15 protein-coding genes and 1 pseudogene are annotated in these 18,771 nt (G+C 69.8%); 8 read left to right on the top strand and 8 right to left on the bottom strand.

Features of this window, described 5'->3' with window-relative positions:
- Nucleotides 1–267: 267 nt before the first annotated feature.
- From ACLQ28_RS15310 to ACLQ28_RS15285, 6 genes and pseudogenes are all read right to left on the bottom strand, one after another.
- Nucleotides 268–1,569, bottom strand: coding sequence for an SWIM zinc finger family protein (locus ACLQ28_RS15310; protein WP_425686931.1), 1,302 nt, complete (start codon nt 1,567–1,569; stop codon nt 268–270).
- A gap of 11 nt (nt 1,570–1,580) precedes the next feature.
- On the bottom strand, nt 1,581–2,192 hold the full coding sequence (locus ACLQ28_RS15305; protein WP_425686985.1) for a DEAD/DEAH box helicase: 612 nt from the start codon (nt 2,190–2,192) through the stop codon (nt 1,581–1,583).
- A gap of 12 nt (nt 2,193–2,204) precedes the next feature.
- Nucleotides 2,205–3,565, bottom strand: a pseudogene (locus ACLQ28_RS15300) (DEAD/DEAH box helicase); the annotation flags it as partial.
- Nucleotides 3,566–4,928: 1,363 nt separating this feature from the next.
- The gene (locus ACLQ28_RS15295) at nt 4,929–5,762 is read right to left on the bottom strand and encodes an ABC transporter permease (protein ID WP_425686930.1); all 834 of its coding nucleotides are present in this window, start codon (nt 5,760–5,762) and stop codon (nt 4,929–4,931) included.
- The gene (locus ACLQ28_RS15290) at nt 5,759–6,826 is read right to left on the bottom strand and encodes an ATP-binding cassette domain-containing protein (protein ID WP_425686929.1); all 1,068 of its coding nucleotides are present in this window, start codon (nt 6,824–6,826) and stop codon (nt 5,759–5,761) included. The genes ACLQ28_RS15295 and ACLQ28_RS15290 overlap by 4 nt, the downstream gene beginning before the upstream one ends.
- Nucleotides 6,827–6,959: 133 nt before the next feature.
- Nucleotides 6,960–7,748, bottom strand: coding sequence for a TetR/AcrR family transcriptional regulator (locus ACLQ28_RS15285; protein ID WP_425686928.1), 789 nt, complete (start codon nt 7,746–7,748; stop codon nt 6,960–6,962).
- Between the two features lie 181 nt (nt 7,749–7,929).
- Here ACLQ28_RS15285 and ACLQ28_RS15280 point away from each other — a divergent pair, with 181 nt between their 5' ends.
- Nucleotides 7,930–8,319, top strand: coding sequence for a hypothetical protein (locus tag ACLQ28_RS15280; protein ID WP_425686927.1), 390 nt, complete (start codon nt 7,930–7,932; stop codon nt 8,317–8,319).
- A 121-nt stretch (nt 8,320–8,440) separates the two neighbouring features.
- Here the strand turns inward: ACLQ28_RS15280 and ACLQ28_RS15275 are convergent, their stop codons facing one another.
- Complete coding sequence (locus ACLQ28_RS15275; RefSeq protein ID WP_425686926.1) at nt 8,441–11,149, bottom strand: RICIN domain-containing protein; 2,709 nt, start codon at nt 11,147–11,149, stop codon at nt 8,441–8,443.
- Between the two features lie 348 nt (nt 11,150–11,497).
- On the opposite strand from ACLQ28_RS15275, the gene ACLQ28_RS15270 reads away from it, so the two are divergent.
- Together ACLQ28_RS15270 and ACLQ28_RS15265 are read left to right on the top strand one after the other, a co-directional pair.
- A complete protein-coding gene (locus ACLQ28_RS15270; protein ID WP_425686925.1) occupies nt 11,498–11,941 on the top strand; it encodes a hypothetical protein in 444 nt (147 codons plus the stop codon).
- A gap of 572 nt (nt 11,942–12,513) precedes the next feature.
- Nucleotides 12,514–13,152 carry a hypothetical protein gene (locus ACLQ28_RS15265; protein WP_425686924.1) on the top strand — a complete coding sequence of 213 codons (639 nt, stop codon included), beginning with the start codon at nt 12,514–12,516 and terminating at the stop codon, nt 13,150–13,152.
- A gap of 358 nt (nt 13,153–13,510) precedes the next feature.
- Here ACLQ28_RS15265 and ACLQ28_RS15260 read toward each other — a convergent pair whose 3' ends face one another.
- Nucleotides 13,511–13,939 carry an AfsR/SARP family transcriptional regulator gene (locus ACLQ28_RS15260; RefSeq protein ID WP_425686923.1) on the bottom strand — a complete coding sequence of 143 codons (429 nt, stop codon included), beginning with the start codon at nt 13,937–13,939 and terminating at the stop codon, nt 13,511–13,513.
- A gap of 289 nt (nt 13,940–14,228) precedes the next feature.
- On the opposite strand from ACLQ28_RS15260, the gene ACLQ28_RS15255 reads away from it, so the two are divergent.
- From ACLQ28_RS15255 to ACLQ28_RS15235, 5 genes are all read left to right on the top strand, one after another.
- Nucleotides 14,229–15,191, top strand: coding sequence for an AarF/UbiB family protein (locus ACLQ28_RS15255; RefSeq protein WP_425686922.1), 963 nt, complete (start codon nt 14,229–14,231; stop codon nt 15,189–15,191).
- Nucleotides 15,192–15,344: 153 nt separating this feature from the next.
- A complete protein-coding gene (locus ACLQ28_RS15250; protein ID WP_425686921.1) occupies nt 15,345–15,641 on the top strand; it encodes a LysR family transcriptional regulator in 297 nt (98 codons plus the stop codon).
- Nucleotides 15,638–16,702 (top strand): polyprenyl synthetase family protein, encoded by a 1,065-nt coding sequence (locus tag ACLQ28_RS15245; protein WP_425686920.1) that lies wholly within the window; start codon nt 15,638–15,640, stop codon nt 16,700–16,702. The genes ACLQ28_RS15250 and ACLQ28_RS15245 overlap by 4 nt, the downstream gene beginning before the upstream one ends.
- Before the next feature lie 396 nt (nt 16,703–17,098).
- Complete coding sequence (locus ACLQ28_RS15240) at nt 17,099–17,944, top strand: metallophosphoesterase family protein (protein WP_425686984.1); 846 nt, start codon at nt 17,099–17,101, stop codon at nt 17,942–17,944.
- Complete coding sequence (locus ACLQ28_RS15235; protein WP_425686919.1) at nt 17,941–18,600, top strand: 4'-phosphopantetheinyl transferase family protein; 660 nt, start codon at nt 17,941–17,943, stop codon at nt 18,598–18,600. The genes ACLQ28_RS15240 and ACLQ28_RS15235 overlap by 4 nt, the downstream gene beginning before the upstream one ends.
- Nucleotides 18,601–18,771 lie beyond the last annotated feature (171 nt).

Raw genomic sequence — 18,771 nt, 5'->3', positions numbered from 1 at the left:
GCCGACCCGGCTCGGCTCGGCTCGGATCAGGCGGCTACGACCTCATCGGGAGGATCGTCGAGGTAGGACCGGGGGTCGATAACTGGCGGGCCGACGATCGCGTGGTGTCCATGCCACGCATCGGCGCCTGGCAGGAGTACGCGGAGGTGAGCGTGCGGTCGCTGGCCCCGGTCCCGGAAGACCTCGACGCGGTAGGCCCGGGACTGACCCGCCGTACCAGCGGCCGGACGGGCCGGAAACACCCGGCCGGCCGCGGCGACGGACGGGTCAGTCCCGGGACAGATCGAGCAGGGCGTCCGCCGGTTCGGGGCTTGGCGGCCCCGCCGGCCACCAGTCCCCCGACCGTTTCCGAAAGGGGTACCAGCGGCCGTCCCGGCCGTACCGCACCTGGACGTCGCGGCCAACGGTCCACCGGTTACGCCAGCTCTTCACCTCGGGCGCGGCGCCGCCACCCTCGACCGCCTCGCGCAACGCGTCGGTGGCCCGGGCGACCAACTCCTTCGGCGGATTGAACACCGCGTCGACGGCGTCCACCCCGGCAGCGCCCGCGTACTCCCATGCGTTGATGGCGCGCGGCAGCTCGGCCGCCCGGCCGCTGGCCTCGCCGATCCGCTTCGCCGCCCGCGAGCGCGGCATCCGGGCAGCCAGCCGGACGGCGTCCGGCCAGGCGCCTGGCTCCGGCGCGAGTATCTCCTCCGGGGTCGCGGCGAGCAGGTGCCGGGCTCGGTCAGCCGCATCGGCGGCGAGCACACCGAGCGCCTCGGCGTCGATGCCGGGAGCCTCGTGCTCGGCGAGCAACGGGGCCAGCGCCATCGGCGCGCCAGACGCCGGACCGGGCGGGTCGGGCAACGGGACCGACGGGGCGGCGTACGCCTCGGCGGCCAGCGTGCCGGCGGCGCCGTCGTCCGCGGTGGCGATGGACCGGCGGGCGTTGCGCTCGCGCAGCTCCTCGATCAGCTCGGCCTCGCCGCGCCCGCGCAGCAGAAGCAACACGAACGGGTCGCGGTCGAGCAGCCAGGACGCCTGGTACGACAGCGCGGCGGCGTGTCGGCACGGATGGTCCCAGGCTGGGCAGTCGCACCGCGGTTCGAGGTCGCCGTAGCCGGGCAACAGGCGCACACCGGCGTCGTCGGCGGTGTTGACCAGGTCGCGCGGCATGTCCCGGTCGAGCAGGGCCGCGATGTGCCCTGCCTTCGCGGCGACCTTGTCGAGCAGCCGGTCCCACTCCGCCTCGCTGAGCGTGCCGATGCGCACCACGGTGTCGTGCGGGGTGTACTGGTCGCCGTCGTGGACCGGCGCGGAGAGCCGGCCCGGGGAGACCGTGATCGACCCGACCTGCCCGGCGAAAGCGTATCGGCGGCCCTTCTTGAGCTGCTCCGGGTCCAGCGCGGTGTGCTCCATCGCCTCGATCCAGGCGTTGCCCCACCAGGTGTCGGCGAACTTCCTGCCGATCCGTTTACCCGGCCCGAACGCCGGAAAGCTGCGCGCACGCCGGTCGTCCCCGGAGAGCCCCGGGTCGTCCTGCTCCAACTCGTCGTCGGAGTCGTCGAAATCGACGTCGAAGTCCACGTTGCCTTCCCTCATCCCTCGCCGCGCAGCTGCACGAGCCGGAGCAGTTCGGCGTCGGACAGTTCGGTCAGGGCGGTCTCACCGCCGGTGAGAACCGCGTCGGCCAGCCCCTGCTTGGACTCCAGCAGAGCCGCGATCCGATCCTCCAGGGTGCCCTGTGCGATCAGCCGGTGCACCTGCACCGGCTTGGTCTGCCCGATCCGATAGGCACGATCGGTGGCCTGCTCCTCCACCGCCGGGTTCCACCAGCGGTCGTAGTGAATGACGTGATCCGCCCGGGTCAGGTTGAGGCCGGTGCCCGCCGCCTTGAGCGACAGCAGGAACACCGGCACCTCGCCAGCCTGGAACCGGCGCACCATCTCCTCGCGCTGGTGCACCGGCACGCCACCGTGCAGCAACTGCGCCGGCACGCCCCGTTCGCCGAGATGGCGTTCCAGCAGCCGGGCCATCTGGACGTACTGGGTGAAGACGAGCGCACCGCCGCCCTCGGCCAGGATGATCTCCAGCAGGTCGTCGAGGAGCTGGAGCTTCTCCGACCGGCCGGTGAGCTTGCCCTGCGGCTCCTTGAGGTAGTGCGCTGGGTGGTTGCAGACCTGTTTGAGGCCGACCAGCAGCTTGAGCACCAGACCACGACGGGCGATGCCGGTGCCGCTGGCCCGGATCTCGGCCATGACCTCGGTGACCACCCGATGGTAGAGCGTGGCCTGCTCGTCGCTGAGCGAGACGAGGTGATCGGTGATGGTCTTCGGCGGCAGCTCGGGGGCGATGCCGGGGTCGGACTTGCGGCGGCGCATCAGGAAGGGTCGGACCAACCGGGACAGACGCTCGACCGTCGGGCTGTCCCGATCCACCTCGATGGGCCGGGCCCACCGCGAGCGGAACGTGCCGACCTTGTCGAGCAGCCCAGGGGTCGTCCAGTCGAGAATCGCCCACAGCTCGGAGAGGTTGTTCTCCACCGGGGTGCCGGTGAGCGCCACACGGGCCCGGGCCGGAATGTCGCGCAGCGCCTTCGCCGTGCCGCTGAGCCGGTTCTTGACGTACTGCGCCTCGTCGGCGACCACCAACCCCCAGGAATGTCCGGCGAGGGCCTCGGCGTCGACTCGCATGGTGCCGTAGCTGGTCAGCACGAACCCGCCGGTCAGGCCGTCGAGGGAGCGGGCGCTGCCGTGGAACCGGCGGACCGGTTCACCGGGGGCGAACCGCCGGATCTCACGCTCCCAGTTGCCGAGCACCGACGCCGGCAGATCACCAGGGTCGCCCCCGCGGTCGCCGGCTCGGCCTGGCGACGCAGGTGCAGCGAGATGACGGTGACCGTCTTGCCCAGGCCCATGTCGTCGGCAAGGCAGCCGCCGAAGCCGAGCGAGGTCATCCGGTCCAGCCAACGCAGCCCGCGCACCTGATAATCGCGCAGTGTGCCGTGCAGCGCGGCCGGCGGCGCCACCACCTCGGGCCCACCATCGGGCTCGGCGACCCGCTCGCACAGTTGGCTCAGCCAGCCATCGGCCACCACCTCGACCCGCTCACCCTCGACGTCGGTGCTGCCGATCAGCACCGCCGCCAGAGCGTCGTACGCCTTGAGTGGCCTGAGCTGGCGTTCCCGGGCCTTGCGCGCCAGCTCAGGCTCGACAGCCACCCACCTGTCGCGCAGTCGGACGATCGGCCTTGACTTGGCGAGCAGGTCCATCTCGGCGTCGGTCAGCGGGGCACCGGCCAGAGTGAGCTGCCAACTCAGCGGCATCGGCGCCGCCGAGCGGAAGAACCCGGCCACCTCGGTGGGCTGCTCCGGCGGCGAGCTGACCAGCACCTGTGCGTCCAGTTCGCGGGAGATCTGCGGCGGCCACTCGATGTCGATGCCGGCCTCGGTCAGCCGCGCATCGGCGCCGCCGAGCAGATCTGCCAGATCCTCGTCGAGCAGTTCCAGCTCGACCGGCGCGGCATCGTCGAGCAGCCGCTCCAGCGGCGGCCACACGGCGGCGGCACGCCGGACGGCGAGCATCGCCTCGAACGTGGCGCCATCGCCGAGCCCATGCTCGTCGCCCTCCCACAGCGCCGCCGCGTCGCTCACCAGCGTGGGGTCGGCGAGGCTGCGCAGCCGCACCACGCCGGAAACCGGCGTGCTGTCGAAGTCGCCCCGGCCCTCGAGGCGCAGCGCCACCCGCAGACCCGTGTCGACGCCGGCGGAGACCTCTCCCGCCCAGTCGCGCAGGTCGGCCGCCGGCTCGGGCTTCAGGCCGGTGAACCGGACGTCGCCGGTCAGCCAGGTGGCGGCGGGGATACGCGGCAGGGTGTCGGCTACCGCGTCGAGGAAGGCGTAGACCAGGCCCTCCGGCTCGGGCAGCACGAGTTGCTCGGCTCCCATGTCGACCGGCACGGCGCGGGCCTCGGGCGGCATCGCCGCGGCAAGGGTTCGAATGCGCTGCACGTCGGCGATGTCGAAGGGCCCCGCCCGCCAGGCGTCCCAGCCCTCCGGGGAGACCCCGGGTAGCAGTCGCCCACGGGCGGCCAGGTGCAGACCGGTAACCGCCACCGCCGACCAGAACGCGGCGGCGGGGGTGACGTCGTCGGCGTCGCGCAGCGCGAGGAGCTGACGGACCGCATCGCCGACCGGGACGGCACAGACCTGAGTCGTCGACAGCGTCACCACGCCATCGCGGGGAAGGGCGAGCTCCAGCTCCCCGCGCTCCCCCAAATCGTCGAATTCCGCCGGCAACGCTTGGCCGGTCGGGTCGTAGAAGCTGACCGCGCCGGTCCGGGGCGGGTCTCCCGGCTCGAAGACGACCGCGAACGGCCCGAGTCGCACGTGGCCTCCAGGGGTGGTTCGGGCGGGCGACGACTGCCCGCGAACGACGTGACAACACTAGCGTACAACGTACCGTATATTCCACGACGCGGCCGGCCGGTCCGGTGCCCTGCTGGCCGACCTGTCGGCCATCGGCGTGCCGCCAACCGAGACGCCCATCGATGCGGAACGGGCGCACGGCCTCCGTGGGGCCTGCGGCCGGGGGCCTCGCGACGTACCGGGGCGGGCCGCGACCCGACGACACCGCTTCCCTACGCGCCGCCGGGCTGTTTCGCCTCGTCGGCGGTGTCGGTGACCGCGATGCTTCCGCACCTCGTTAGAGAAGCCCTCGCGGATCGGAGGGACGGTTCGGCGTCAGCGCCGCCTGGATGCGGAGATCGACCGCGGGCTGCGCCTGGCAGGGGGTACGCCTCTTCTGCCCACGGTTTCTTTCGGCGGCTCACCGACAAAGCCAGCGTCACGGCCGGAACGCGGACAAGACGAGGCCGCCCCCGGCGACTCTCGTCGGCCGGGGGCAGCAGCTGCGCCTCATCGTCCCAGGCGGTGCTGGCGCGTTTCGTCAGCGGCTCAAGGACCGGTACTTGCTCATCGACAACGGCAGGAAGATCACCACCAGCACGATCGGCCAGACCACCGCCATCGTCGGGTAGTGCTGGACCGCCCAGGAGTCGCCACCCCAGCCAGGGTTGCCGAACAGCTCCCGGATCGCGCCGACGGTCGCCGACAGGGGATTCCACTCGGCGATCGCGCCCAGCCAGCCGGGCATGGTGGCGGGAGAAACGAACGCGTTCGACAGGAAGCCGAGCGGGAACTCGAGAGTCTGCACGCCGGCCACCGCCTCCTGACCTTTCATGACCAGGCCGAGGAAGATGCCCACCCAGACCAGGGCGAAGCGCAACAGCAGGATCAACCCGAACGCGGCGAGGGTGTCGCCGACGCCGCCATGCGCGCGCCAGCCGACGGCGAGGCCGGCCAGCAGCATCACCGCGAGGGTGACCACCGCGAAGAGCATGTCGGCCACCGCCCGCCCGACCAACGGGGCCAGGGGGGAGACCGGCATCGACCGGAGTCGGTCGGTGACGCCGCGGTCCAAATCGGCGGAGACGGCGAGCGTGGTGAGACTGATGCCGAACACCATGGTCATGGCGAACATACCCGGCATCAGGAACTCGCGGTAACTGCCGCCCCCGGGCACCTGCAACGCGCCGCCGAACAGGTACCCGAACATCAACACCATCACGATGTTGAACCCGAGGGAGGCGATCAGCGGCCCCGGATTACGACGCCAGTGAGCCAGGCTGCGCTGGGTCAGGGTGATGCTGTCGCCCAGCAGTGAGGGGCGGCCGTGCACCACGTCCGGCGACGCGGTGCCGGGCAGGGTCGCACTGGTCACGCGGGAACCTCCTCGACGTTCTCCGAGCGGGCCGGGCCGGCGTTCTGCTCGTCGCCCTTACCCTTCTTTCCCTTGCCCTTCTTCGCCTTCCCAGCCGCCTCGGCTTCCTCGACGGTCTGCGGGCGACGGCCGGTCAAGTGCAGGAAGACCTCGTCCAAGGTCGGGCGACGCAGCGCCACGTCCTCGACGGCAACGCCCGCGGCGTCGAGCCCTCGCAGCACCTCGGTGAGCGCCGCGGCGCGGTGCCCGACCTGGGCGCTGACGAACCGCCGATCCGCGTCGACCTCGGGCTCGGCCCCGGCCACCTGACGAAGCTGCGCGCTGGCCGCCGCAAGGTCGGCAGCGTCGTGCACAACCAGATCGATCCGGTCGCCTCCGAGCCGGGCTTTCAGGTCGTCGGGCGTGCCCTCGGCGATGACCTTCCCGGTGTCGATCACCGAGATCTGGTCGGCGAGCTGGTCGGCCTCGTCCAGGTACTGAGTGGTCAGCAGAACGGTGGTCCCCGAGCGGACCAGCTCCCGGACCGACACCCACACCTCGTTGCGGCCACGCGGGTCGAGCCCGGTGGTCGGCTCGTCGAGGAAGAGCACCGACGGCGTGAGGATCATCCCCGCGGCCAGGTCGAGCCGGCGCCGCATGCCGCCCGAGTATGCCTTGACCGGCTTGTCGCCGGCCTCGGCGAGCCCGAACCGCTCCAGCAGTTCGTCGGCGCGCTGCCGAGCATGTTTCGTACCGAGGTGGAACAGCCGACCGAAGATGACGAGGTTCTGATAGCCGCTGAGAACCTCGTCCACCGCGGCGTTCTGTCCGACCAGGCCAATGCGGTAACGGACCTGGTCGGCCTGGCGCGCCACGTCGAAGCCGGCGACCTCGGCCCGGCCCTCGTCAAAGCCCAGCAGCGTGGACAGGATCCGCACGGAGGTGGTCTTTCCGGCCCCGTTGGGGCCGAGCAGGCCGCACACCGAGCCCGGCCGGACCTGTAGATCGAAGCCGTCCAGGGCGTACTTGTCCCCGTACCGCTTGCGCAGTCCCTCCGCGACAATCGCGTAATTACCCGCTGTCACGTCGCTCCTCCCTGAGCACCACAACACCTGTCGAAGACATTTAACGTACACCATACGGTAGCGCATACGGCAGCGGTGCGCGTCGTCGGCGCGGCGACGACACCGAAGAGGGAGAACGCCCGGCGGGATCCGGTCAGCCGGGAAAGACCTGGGCCTGCGTCGTCCGGCTCGCGACGAAGACCTCGATGCCGTCGAGCATCCGCTCCAGCCCGAACTCGAAGGCGTGCTCCGGCGAGTAGGAACCACCGTGAGCGGCCCCGGCGGCGGAGCCGACGCGAGTGGCGACGGGGTAGCGCGCACCATCCACGAACGCACCGAGCAGCGGACCGCAGACCCGCCACCACTGCTCGTCCGTTAGCCCGCTCTCCCGCTCCAACACGGATGCCTCGACGGCCCGCCGGGCGGCCCCCTCGGCGTAGTCGGTGACCAGGCGCACGACCGAGTCCATCTCGACCTCGGTGAGACCGAGTCCCTCCACGGCCCGCAGCTCGTACTCGTATTTGGCTGTGGCGTGCGGACCGAGCGATGGGCGGCCCACCGGGATGCGCAGCACCCAGGGGTGCCGGCGGTAGAGCGCCCAGTTGGCCCGTGCCACCTGCTCCAGCGCCGCCCGCCACCCGGCCGGCAACTCCCCGGCGGCCAAGGTCTCCCCGTACACGGTGTCGATCATCAGCTCGATCAGCTCGGCCTTACCGGGCACGTACGTGTAGAGCGACATCACGCCCACCCCGAGCGCCTGGGCGAGCCGGCGCATGGACAGCTCGCCCAGCCCGTCCGTGTCGACCATGTCGATGGCCTCCCGGACGATCTTCTCCACGCCGAGATTGGACCTGCTGCGGGCGTCCGGGCCGCGCGCGCCCCACAGCAGGGCCAGGCTCCGGGCCGGATCGGCGACACCCCTGCCCCGGTCGTCCGGACTCATCGTCCCTCCATGGTCGGCCAAGCCGTATGACGTACGATACAACTTACGCAGACGTGCGTGTCCATCGAAAGAGCCCGACCCGCGGCCCGGCCGGCTCATCCCGCGGCGGGCATCGGCGGGCGCCAACCAATCGTCCGCAGCCAGTCGGCGAACGTGCGCAGGCCCGGGTGTCGGGCCCGCAGTGGCCCTGGACACCCTCGGCACCACCTCCACGGCAGACGCGACCATGGCCGCCTACGACAGCTTGCGGAGGCACGGCACCCTTGTGCTCATCGGCGGCGTACGACAGAACCTCACGATTCCGTACGGCGACCTGATGCACCCCCGACTCACTCTGCGCGGCTCCTGGATGAGCGACGACCAAACGGTGACCACAGTGTGGAACCAGGTCCGCTCCGGTCTGCTGGATCTCTCCGCGGTGGAGCTGTTGACGGTCGACCTAGACGACCCACCCGCCGCCCTCGACCTTGCAGAACGGACGACCGTTCGTGCACTCAGCCGCGACGCCCCGGGCCTGGCTCACGTACGGGTAGCGAGCGGACCGGATCCGCGTCTCTCCGGATCGCGGTAGCTCGTGTCCCACCGTGATTGGATCGCGGCCGACTCGGGCGCACAAACCGTGCCCCCGAGTCGGCGCGACAATCGGCAGCCCGTTACCGGCGGCCGAACTTGACACTCACCTCTGCTACTGGTCAGGCGGGTACGAACTGCCACTGCTGGTTGGTCCCGCCGTTGGCGGTCCACTGCACGACCTGCGCCCCGTCGCTGGTCGAGGCACCGGAGACGTCGGCTGCCAGTCCGCTGCTGCGGGCGACGATGGTGTAGTAGCCGTTACCGGTGGGCCGCAGGTACCACATCTGGTTGGTGCCGCCGTTTGCCGACCACTGCTGTAGTTGCAGGCCCGTCGTGGTGCTGCCGGCGTTGACGTCGAGCATCTTTCCGGAGGCGGTGTAGCGCAGGGTGTAGGCGTCCTGGGTGGTGCTGATGGTCCAGGTGGGGGTGCCGCTCTGCTGGACCGCCTTGGCACCATCGGCGGTGGAGTTGCCGGCGATGGCGAGAGGCTTGCCGCTGTTGCGGTTGACGATGCGGTAGGTGCCGGGAGTGGGCCCGGTTCCGCCGCTTCCACCGAGGTTCAGGTATTCGACCGAGTCGGTGAAGACGGTGCTGCCGGACTTGGCGGTCGACAGCTGCAGGTACACGCGGCTGCCGGTGGCGGGGGCGGTGAAGGACACCGGCTGGGTCACCCGCGAGCCGAGCGGGACGGTCAGGGTGCTGCTGCCGGACGCGACGACCGCGCCAGTCGGGCTGTCGAGCCGGGCAGTCCAGGCGAAGCCCACCGAGGTGTTGGTGAAGTCGTCGTTGAACACGGTGATGTTGCGGGTCACCGTGGAGTTACGGGCGTAGCTGGGTACCGCCTGCGCCAGCGGGAAGCTGCCGTTGGAGTCGGAATTGCCGGAGGCGGACCAGTACGGGAGATCGATCGCGGCCACCGGGTTGAACGCCGCCTGCACGCGCTGGATCTGCGGGTTGCTCCACGGGTCGGGCAGGTTGTCGACGCCGTAGATCGGGTGGCCGCCCTCCTCCGGGGTGAAGTCGGTGGACCGCACGCCCGGCACGACGCTGGCCCAGGCGGACAGCAGCGTGTACGGACGCAGGTCGGTGGCGCCCTTGCCGCGCTTGGCAGCAGTTGCGGTGGCGAACCACTCGAAGCCCTGCTTGTTGTTGCATGCCGGCCAGATGAACTCGCCCTCGCCGTCGGGCCGCCCGTTCACGCTGACCAGGCCCTCCCCGTACCTGCCGAAGCCGTCGACGTAGTGCGGGATCACCGCGAAGTTGGCGTACGTCATCCCGGGATACAGGCTGACATTGTTGCCGACGCCCACCTCGACAATGATCGGCCGGGTGCCGTCGGCGCCGTTCATCGCCGCGTACAGGTCCTTCTCGAACTGTTCGGAATCCTGGCCGCTCTGGTTCGGCTCGTTGTTCTGACTCCAGCGGACGATCGCGGGGTGGTTGCGGTCGCGCAGGACCAGCGCACGGGCGTGGTTGATCATGTTGTCGCGCCCGACGGAGTTCTGCCACTCCTGCGAGGATTGGGAGCCGCGAATCGCGACCTCGTCGATGATCATCAGGCCCATCTCGTCGGCGACATCCAACATGTACGGGCTCCCGGGCTCCTGGTGGATCCGCACCACGTTGTAGTTCAGCCGCTGGTAGTTGTCCACCGCCTGCGGCCAGCCGCCGTTGCCGGAGGACGGGGGCAGGAAGCCGGGCAGGGTGTGGTACGCGTCGCCCTTGCCGCCGTTGTTGATCCGGTCATAGTCGGCACCCTGGAGGTTGTCGCCGCGGAAGTTCACGCGCACGCCGTTGAGGTAGTAGTAGTCACCGTTCTGGGTGGCCTCCCGGAACCCGAACCGGTACTCGGCGTCGCTCGTGCGGCCGTCGTCGGTGACGGCATGCACCGTCAGCCCGTGCAGCTGCGCCCGGTACCCCGACCGGTACGGCACGTTGGGCCACCAGTACGAGGTGCTGCCGAGGTTCCACGCGACCGGCCCGACGGTCACGGTCACGGTCGAGCGGGCCGCCACGGTGACCGTACGGCTGGGCAGTGCCGGGTAGCTGAAAGCCGCTCCGTTCTTGGACGACAGCGACCCGGTCAACGTCACCGACCGGGAACTGCCCGACGTGTTCCGCACCGTCACGTCGTAGGTCAGCGTCTTGTTCGCCACCGACGTACGCACGAATGTGTCGCTGACGTACACCGCCGGGTACACCCGCAGGAACGCGGACCCGAAGATCCCCTGCGGGATCGCCTCGGACCACGTGGCGGCGTCGGGCACCAGGTACCGGCCGTTGGACGCCTTCAACGCGCCGCGGCCCTTCACGTTCACCGTGATCGTGTGGGTGGTGCCGGGCGCCGCGTATGCGCTGATGTCGAAGTTCGACGGGGTGAACGCCGTCGTCTGGGTGGCGACCACGCGGCCGTCGACCGACAGTGTCGCCTGGTGGTTGACGGCGCCGAACTCGATCCAGGTCGACTGCGGCTGCCCCGAGTCCGGCACGGTGATGCTGCGCGAGTAGACCGCCTCATTCACGTCGGTGAAGCCCTGCTTGTACCAGCCGCCACCGGGCACCGCGATCGAGGTCGTTCCCCGACCCGAGGGCGTGAAGTTCCACGTCCCGGCCAGGTCGACCGAGGTGATCGCGGCGTTGCCGGCCGCCACACCGTCAAGTCCGGCGGCCGCGACGCTCTGCGTCTCGACCGGCGCGGCCAGGGCCGATCCGGGGGTCGCCAGGGTCAGACCACCCAGCGTCAGGGGCAGGGCTAGCGCCACGGTCGCGGCCAGCCCTCTGGCCAACGCCGACAATCGGCCACCCCAGTGGACGTTCGTACGATGCACGGTAACCCTCCTGTGACTCACCCGACAGCTCCGCAACACCGGTTCAGGGCACAGCCTCAAGGCCGATACTCGAATCGATTCGACAAACCTGCCGGCGTCGCCGCCACCCGGGAAGGGTGGCTGCGGCCTAGATGCATACGTATGCATTAATGGGCGTATCGCGCGTGAAGTCAAGGTTTCAAGACGGTTACTTCCTGCTCCTGACGCCTCGCAAGCTTCGAGTGGCCGCCGATGGGTACGACCCTTCCGGAGCGCCAGGGCATCGCGCTCAGGCATCCCGTGTCGCCGGCTCACCGACGCGGCGCCGATCGAGTAGCGAATCGATTGTACGGGCCGGCGTCGTGGCTCATGGGCATCGAGCGGGCGGTCCGGGAGGTGGGCTACACGCTGCGGGTGGTCGCCACGATCGAGGGCGACCCGGGCGGCATCGCGAGCGCCCTGGCGTCGCTGCTGGACCAGGGCGTGGACGGCGTCATCATCTCCGAGCCGATCGACGAGGGCGTCGGCCTCATCAGCGTCGACGTGCCGGTCCTGGTCCTCGGCGCGCCGCCCACCTTCGCCGCGCCGCAGGTGGTGACCGCCAGGGTCGGCTCGCGCGGGCCGCGACCGAGCACCTGCTGGTGCTGGGGCACGCGACCGTCCATCACCTGGCCGGCCCGCAGCGGTGGTATTCGGCACGGGACCGTCTCGCCGGCTGGCGCGAGGCGCTGCGAGCCCACGGCGCGGACGAGCCGCCGGTCGTCGAGGGCGACTGGTCGGCCGCGTCCGGCTACGCGGCGGGCCGGGAACTAGCCGGCGACGGCAACCGGCGGCCGACCAACCGGTCGAGGTCGTCGTCCGCGCCTCGACGGCGCCACCACCGCCCCGGCCGATCCCGGGACGTGGCCGCCGAGCGATCCCCCATGCCCACGGTGGCCCGCACGGTCAGCCCGCCGGCAGCGAAGTCCCATCCACCAAGCCCTGATCAGCGTCGATCCGTCCACCTGCGGCGGCACGTCACCCGAGGCCCGCACCGGCCGTCGCTGACGAGCGGCGGTAGCACCCGCACGGACGCACACCGCTCTCGATACCCCCGTCCCCAGCACTTCGTTGACCGGCGCGCATGGGAATTCGGTGCAACAGCCGTCCCCGCGCGGGCGTGCCGCCGATGGCGGGACTCCCACGGGCAGCCACCGACGGCGGTAACCGGTATCGTCAGCGACAGCTCACCCGGCTCGTGCCGATAGTCGCGCATGAGCCGGAACTCGTTATGCCCCAACGGTTTTACGGCCGCGCACCTCGGCGCCGACGTCGATGCCGAGCTCCTCCCGGACGAACGTCTCGTACCGCTGGTGGTGCCCTCACCACACCAGAACGGAGAACACATGCGACGAATCATCACCGCGCTGCTGACGGCTGCGGCCGCAGTCATCCTGGTCCCAAGTGCAGCGTCCGCGGCGCCAACCGAGGCGACGCAGTCGTGCGGTGCGATCCAGCTGACCGGCAGCCTGACGATGCCGGAACCCGGCAAGGTGATCCGTCAGTCGATCTCCATCGGCGACGACTGCCAGGTCGTCACCGGTCCGGTCCAGGTCTCCACCGCGCCGACCGGCCGGACGCGGCTCGCCGCAGCGCCCTACCACACCTACTCCGAGATGTACGACTGCTGCGGCATCGTCATGTCGGCGCTCTACACCGACAGCACCAGGACCACGGCCGGCGGACAGGTGACCTCGTCGTCCACCACCTTCTCGACGCATGCCAACCGCGAGCCGTGGAACGCCGGCTGGTCGGTGCGCACGGCGACGAGCACCGGCGGGTGCGCCGCCTCCTGCCCGTCTGCCGAGTACGACCACCACGCCGAGTTCTCCTACCAGGGGATTTTCGACACCACCGGTGAGTGGTACTACAACGTCCACGACTCCGAGGTCGTCCTCAACGGCAATGGCACGGCCACCTGTCAGCAGAGCGTGAACCTGCGACACAGCTTCATCGGTTGGAACTGGGTGCACGGCTGCGGCTGACCACCGCCGGACCTGCGAGTAACCATCATGGAACTGCCCGGGCCGGCACTCCGATGACTTCGACATAGGACGCACGGCGCGCACGGCCGCTGGCTCATTCGGTGCCGCCGTGGCGCCAATCCCGCCGAAAACACCCACGCCCGACAATGGCGATCCCCCGTATACCCGAATGGACAGACTGGAAAGCGGTGCCTGCTCGAAACACCCCTACGGCGCTAACCCAGCCGGTGATGCCGACGGTCGCGACCGTCGGCATCACCGTCAGCAGGCGCTTTCTGTCCCGTCTCCGCGCCTCCCGGGCGTACCGTCCTGCTACCTCGGTTGGCCGACGTCGGCGTGTGCGACCTCTGCCCTCCTCTCACCGATGCCCTGGATCGGTGAGGGCTGCCTGTTCGGCGGTGATCTGGCCCAGCAAGGCCTGCGCGGCAGCGCGACCCGTTCCCTGACCGTGTCGCTCGCACACGGCGATCGCCTGGCAGCACGTCTGCGCCTCGGCGACCAGCGCCCGGATCTGGTGGAGATCGACATGCTCGCGGTCGACCGCAAACCGGTAACCGTTGGCCGTCGTCGCGATAACCTCCTCACTGAGGAGCCGCCGTAGACGCCGAACGTAATGCACCGCGGCCTTCGGATCGACGGGAAGGTCCTCATCCCAGAGCGCCGCGTACAACTCGGCCAGCGACACCGCACCCCCGGCCCGCAGGGCCAACAGAGCGATGAGCGCACGCTGCTTCGAAGCCCGGACGAAGATCAGCTCGCCGCCGTCGCGGATCTCGAGCGGACCCAAGACCCCGAATCGCACATCCATATTCCCCCGCCGTCGGCGCCGTCTAAGGCTGCGGATGGACGACTACGCGATCTTACCCACTCGGGTTGGGTACCGGGTGCCCATGGCGGGCATAATCAACGGCGGACCGGCACCACCGGGTCGAAAAGGTTGGATCGAATGCTCGGATCCACGCTGGACAATCGAGCGACGGACGGTTCTCCTCATATACGTGAAGTTTCGCCGTATATTGTTCCGGGATGACTCGCATGGCTGTGCGATGCCGCCGACCGTCCTGTGGCGAATTGTGATGGACGAAGCGCCTCAGGTCGGACAACTCGACGAGCGCCCAGTGGCCATCGGCGCTGTGGGGCAGGTGCACCGAGCGGTCTGGTCAGACGGCCGTGCGGTGGCGGTCAAGGTGCAGCGCCCGGACGCCCACGCGGTGTTACGCGACGAGCTCGAGCGGGTACGGCTCAGCCTCCGCACACTCCGCCTGGCGCTTCCCGGTCACCCGATCGAGTCGGTGTGGGAGGAGTACCACCGGCACGCGCTGACCGAACTGGACTATACCGGCGAGGCGGCACACCAGGGTGCCTTCACTGCGGCCTACCGCGGGGACCGGGAAATCATGGTCCCCGAGGTCCGACTCGCCAGCCGACGACTGCTCGTGACGGACTGGGTGGAGGGCGAGCCGGTAACGGACATCATCGCGGTCGGCACCCGTCAGCAGCGCGACGAGGTCGCGGGCCTGGTGACGACCTTCCAGCTCGGCGCACCGGCCCGGACCGGCCTCATCCACGCGGATCCCGCCAGCGACAACTTCCGAATGCTCCCGGACGGCAGGCTCGCGGTGCTCGACTTCGGCGCTGTCGCACCGTACCCCGATGGGCTCCCCCGAGAATTCGGACACCTGCTGCGAGCGATGCTTGACCGCGACGCGGAGCAGCTGGACGAGACTCTGCGTGTGCTGGGCGCGGTGGGTGCGCGCGGCCGGATCGCCCCGCGCCGACTGCTGTCCCTCGCCGAATCCGCGGTGTCGCCGGTGCTCGCGCCCGGTTTCCGATTCGACCGACACTGGCTGCGCCGGCAGGTCGGGGCACTGGCTCTCGGTGGCGGCCTGGCCGTTGCCCGCGGTTTACGCCTCCCGCCGGGGCACCTGCCGTTGCTGCGCATGGTCGTGGGGACCGTACACCTGTTCTGTCGGCTCAACGCCCAGGCGGACTATGCCGGGGCACTCGCCACCTGGCTGCCCGGTTTCACCGAAAGGTGACGCGTTCGCGAGGGCGTCCGCGGGGGGACGAGCCGACCGCGATAGCGGAACGATAGCGATCGGATTACCACCCTGGAACAAGCTCGGGGAGCGAGGCGGTCAGCAAGGCCAAGTTTGGCCGACCCGCACCCACACAACCGGGGGGATTGATCGATGCACGAGCGGGAGTTGAGAGCATTCGTCGCCATCGTTGAGGCCGGTCGCATGGACTACGCCGCCACCTCACTCGGCTACTCACAGCCGGCGATCAGCTATCAGATCAAGTGCCTGGAGCAGCAACTGGGCGCACGACTGTTTTTCCGGCACCCAGACGGCGCTCAGCTGACTCCAGAAGGTGCCATGGTACTACCGTCCGCACGGGCAGTCCTGGCTCTACTGGACGGAATCAAAGAGGTGGCGGGCCGGCAGAGCCGAACGGTCACCGTAGAGAAACTCCGGGTCGCCGGATGACGCGCACGTCCGTTCTGCCCGCCGGTGGCAGGGTCGCCACCGACCCCGCGCCGACGAAGCACCTGGACGTGCGGGCCTGCATCGGTTCCTTCGACGCGGCCCTGGCCTCGGCGGTCCGCTCGGCACTGGCCGAGGTGGAGACCGAGTTGCACCGACGCGTTGTCACGCCCGGTGACCCGTGGCTGAGCGAGGCGGCCGGGCACCTGATCCGGGCCGGCGGTAAGCGGCTGCGACCCCTGCTGGTCATTCTCGCCGCACAAACGGGGCGTCCGGACCCATTCCGGATCCTCCGGGCCGCCACCGCTGTCGAGCTAATGCACGTGGCCACACTGCATCACGACGACGTGATGGACAACGCGATACTCCGGCACGGCGTGCCGAGCGCCAACGCGCGCTGGGGTAACCGACTGGCTGTCCTGGTCGGCGACCACCTCATGGCCATCGCCTGCATGACGGCGCTGGAGGTCGACACGGAACTGGTGCGTCGGCAGGGCTGGACGCTCACCAGGCTGGTGCATGGTCAGGCCACCGAGGGGTCGGCGTTGCGCGCCGGCGAGGACGCCGTGGAGCAGTATCTACAGGTGGCTTCGGACAAGTCGGCGTCCCTCTTCGCGCTCTGCGGCTGGGCTGGGGCCGCCTGCGGCGGCGCCGACGAGGCGGTGGCGGAGGCAATCGCCCAGTACGGCGAGGCGCTTGGCGTCGCCTTCCAGATCTCCGACGATCTGCTCGACATCGTGGCCGACTCGGCCGCGTCGGGTAAGACCCGCGGGATCGACCTGCAGAAGGGGGTACGCACTCTGCCGATCCTGCATGCGCTCGCCGCCGGTGATCAGCACGCGGAACGGCTCAGCGAGATTCTGGCCAACGGCGCGGTCGACGATTACGCACTGCGCCAGGAAGCATTGGAGCTGTTGCGGACGTCGCCCGGACTGGAGCGCAGCTACGACGAGCTGCACCGGCACGCCGCCACTGCGGCGAACAGCCTGGCTGGCGTTCCGGAGGGTCCCGCCAGGGACGCGCTGCTGAGCCTGTCCGACTTCGTGGTGAGGCGCACGTACTGAGGCCGACCACATCACCACCCAGTGGAGTGACGTAGATCACATCAGGTCGAATGTGCCTATTCGCGACTCATGTCCACCCTGAGCACAGTTAAAAATGCTGAATAACGTCAGCCCGACACACAGACACCGGGGCTCATTGGCGTGACACGTGGCCGCTCAGGCCGCCCGGGTGACCGGGCGGCCTGGAATGCGTCGCAGGTTGTTGCGGAGCCCGCGCCGACCAACGCTGGAGAGCCTGTTGGGCGTCTGAGGGCAGACGCCGCGACGGCCACGGGACGGGCACCTACAGCGATTTCGATACGAGTACGTTTCGGTGGACCATCCGTTGCTACGGTGATCTCCATCCCGCCATCGGCGCGGTGGCGAGAGTAGCCGAAACGCTGAGGGGGCCTTCCTCTGAACGCGCGAACGACAGGTTCTCTGTACGCGATCAGTGACCTACACGTGTCGTATGCCGACAACCGGGATCTGGTGGATCGACTGGAACCGGAGTCCGACGACGACTGGCTCCTCGTCGGTGGAGACGTCGCCGACCTGTTCGGTGACGTCGAGCGCACGCTGAAGTTGCTGCGCGGCCGATTCGGCACGGTCGTCTGGGCACCTGGCAACCACGAACTCTGGTCCCACCCCAGCGATCCAGTGCAACTGCGTGGCACGCGACGCTATGAGGCGCTCGTTCGGATGTGCCAGGACAACGGCGTACTCACTCCCGAGGACCCGTACCCGGTCTGGACCGGCCCGGACGGTCCGGTGGTGGTGGCGTCGCTCTTCCTGTTGTACGACTACTCGTTCCGCGCCCCGGGCACGCGCACGAAGGAGGAGTCGCTGAGCAAGGCGTACGACGCTGGTGTGGTCTGCACCGATGAGATGTTGCTGCACCCCGACCCGTACCCGGACCGCGAATCGTGGTGCTGGGACCGGGTCGCCCGGACCGAGACCAAGCTCGCCGCGATCGACCCGGCGCTGCCCACTGTCCTGCTCAGTCACTGGCCGCTGCTCCGCCAGCCGACCGACGTGCTGTGGTATCCGGAGTTCGCGCAGTGGTGCGGCACCGAGCGTACCGCCGACTGGCATCTGCGCTTCCGGGCCGCGGCAGCGGTCTACGGGCACCTGCACATCCCCCGCACCACGCACTACGACGGGGTGCGGTTCGAAGAGGTGTCGCTCGGCTATCCCCGCGAGTGGGGCCGGCGCGGCGGCCCTCCGCTGATGCCGCGCCGCATCCTCGCTGGAGCACCATGATTCACCAACTGCTGCCCCGAACGGTCGTGGCCGTCGAGGCTTTCACCGACCGCGCCGGAGAGACGGTCTTCCCCGGCGAGGCGGATCTGGTCGCCAACGCCGTGGAAGGGCGACGCCGGGAGTTCATCACCGCCCGCCGGTGCGCCCGGGAGGCCCTGCAGCAGTTCGGCTACCCGCCGGCCCCAATTCGTCCCGGCTCGCACCGCGAACCGTTGTGGCCGCCGGGCGTCGTGGGCAGCATCACGCACTGCGCCGGTTACCGCGCCGCCGCCGTCGGGCTCGCCAAGGACGTCGCCGCCCTGGGCATCGACGCCGAGCCGCACGGTCCCCTACCGGACGGCGTACTGGACTCGGTAACGGCGATCGGCGACGCCGGCCTGCTGACCGAACTGGCACGGCGGGATCCCACGACGCACTGGGATCGCCTCCTGTTCAGCGCGAAGGAGTCGATCTACAAGGCGTGGTATCCGCTCACGCACCGCTGGCTCGGGTTCGAGGACGCGAGCCTGATGATCGACCCGGCCGCCGCGACGTTTTCCGGTCGGCTGCACGTGTCCGGCACACGCCACGACGGCGGGTTCGACCTCAAGGAACTGCACGGCCGGTACGTCGTCGCCGAGGGCCTCGTGCTGACGGCGGTGACGGTGCCCGACTGAGACCAGCACGACCCACGCGCAGGAGATAATCGGCACGCTCGCCGACCAGGTCGCCGACGTGCTGGCGGGACAGCTCACATCCCATGTCCGGCTTCGCCCTGCGGGTCGTTCCCGGCGGCCACGTCCACCTGACCGATGCCGCGCCGGAGATAGCAGCGCACCTGGTCGACC

Source organism: Micromonospora sp. DT201 (genome assembly GCF_049841575.1).
In the GTDB taxonomy this organism is placed as follows: Bacteria; Actinomycetota; Actinomycetes; order Mycobacteriales; family Micromonosporaceae; genus Micromonospora.
Note: the sequence above shows the minus strand (reverse complement) of the source record. Positions and strands in the feature narration are given on the sequence as shown.

Bases quoted from the DNA above. Each gene is read 5' to 3' on its own strand.
- ACLQ28_RS15265 (WP_425686924.1), top strand. From the start codon at position 12,514: ATGCGACGAATCATCACCGCGCTGCTGACGGCTGCGGCCGCAGTCATC.
- ACLQ28_RS15255 (WP_425686922.1), top strand. From the start codon at position 14,229: ATGGACGAAGCGCCTCAGGTCGGACAACTCGACGAGCGCCCAGTGGCC.
- ACLQ28_RS15245 (WP_425686920.1), top strand. From the start codon at position 15,638: ATGACGCGCACGTCCGTTCTGCCCGCCGGTGGCAGGGTCGCCACCGAC.
- ACLQ28_RS15250 (WP_425686921.1), top strand. From the start codon at position 15,345: ATGCACGAGCGGGAGTTGAGAGCATTCGTCGCCATCGTTGAGGCCGGT.
- ACLQ28_RS15285 (WP_425686928.1), bottom strand. From the start codon at position 7,748: ATGAGTCCGGACGACCGGGGCAGGGGTGTCGCCGATCCGGCCCGGAGC.
- ACLQ28_RS15235 (WP_425686919.1), top strand. From the start codon at position 17,941: ATGATTCACCAACTGCTGCCCCGAACGGTCGTGGCCGTCGAGGCTTTC.
- ACLQ28_RS15270 (WP_425686925.1), top strand. From the start codon at position 11,498: ATGGGCATCGAGCGGGCGGTCCGGGAGGTGGGCTACACGCTGCGGGTG.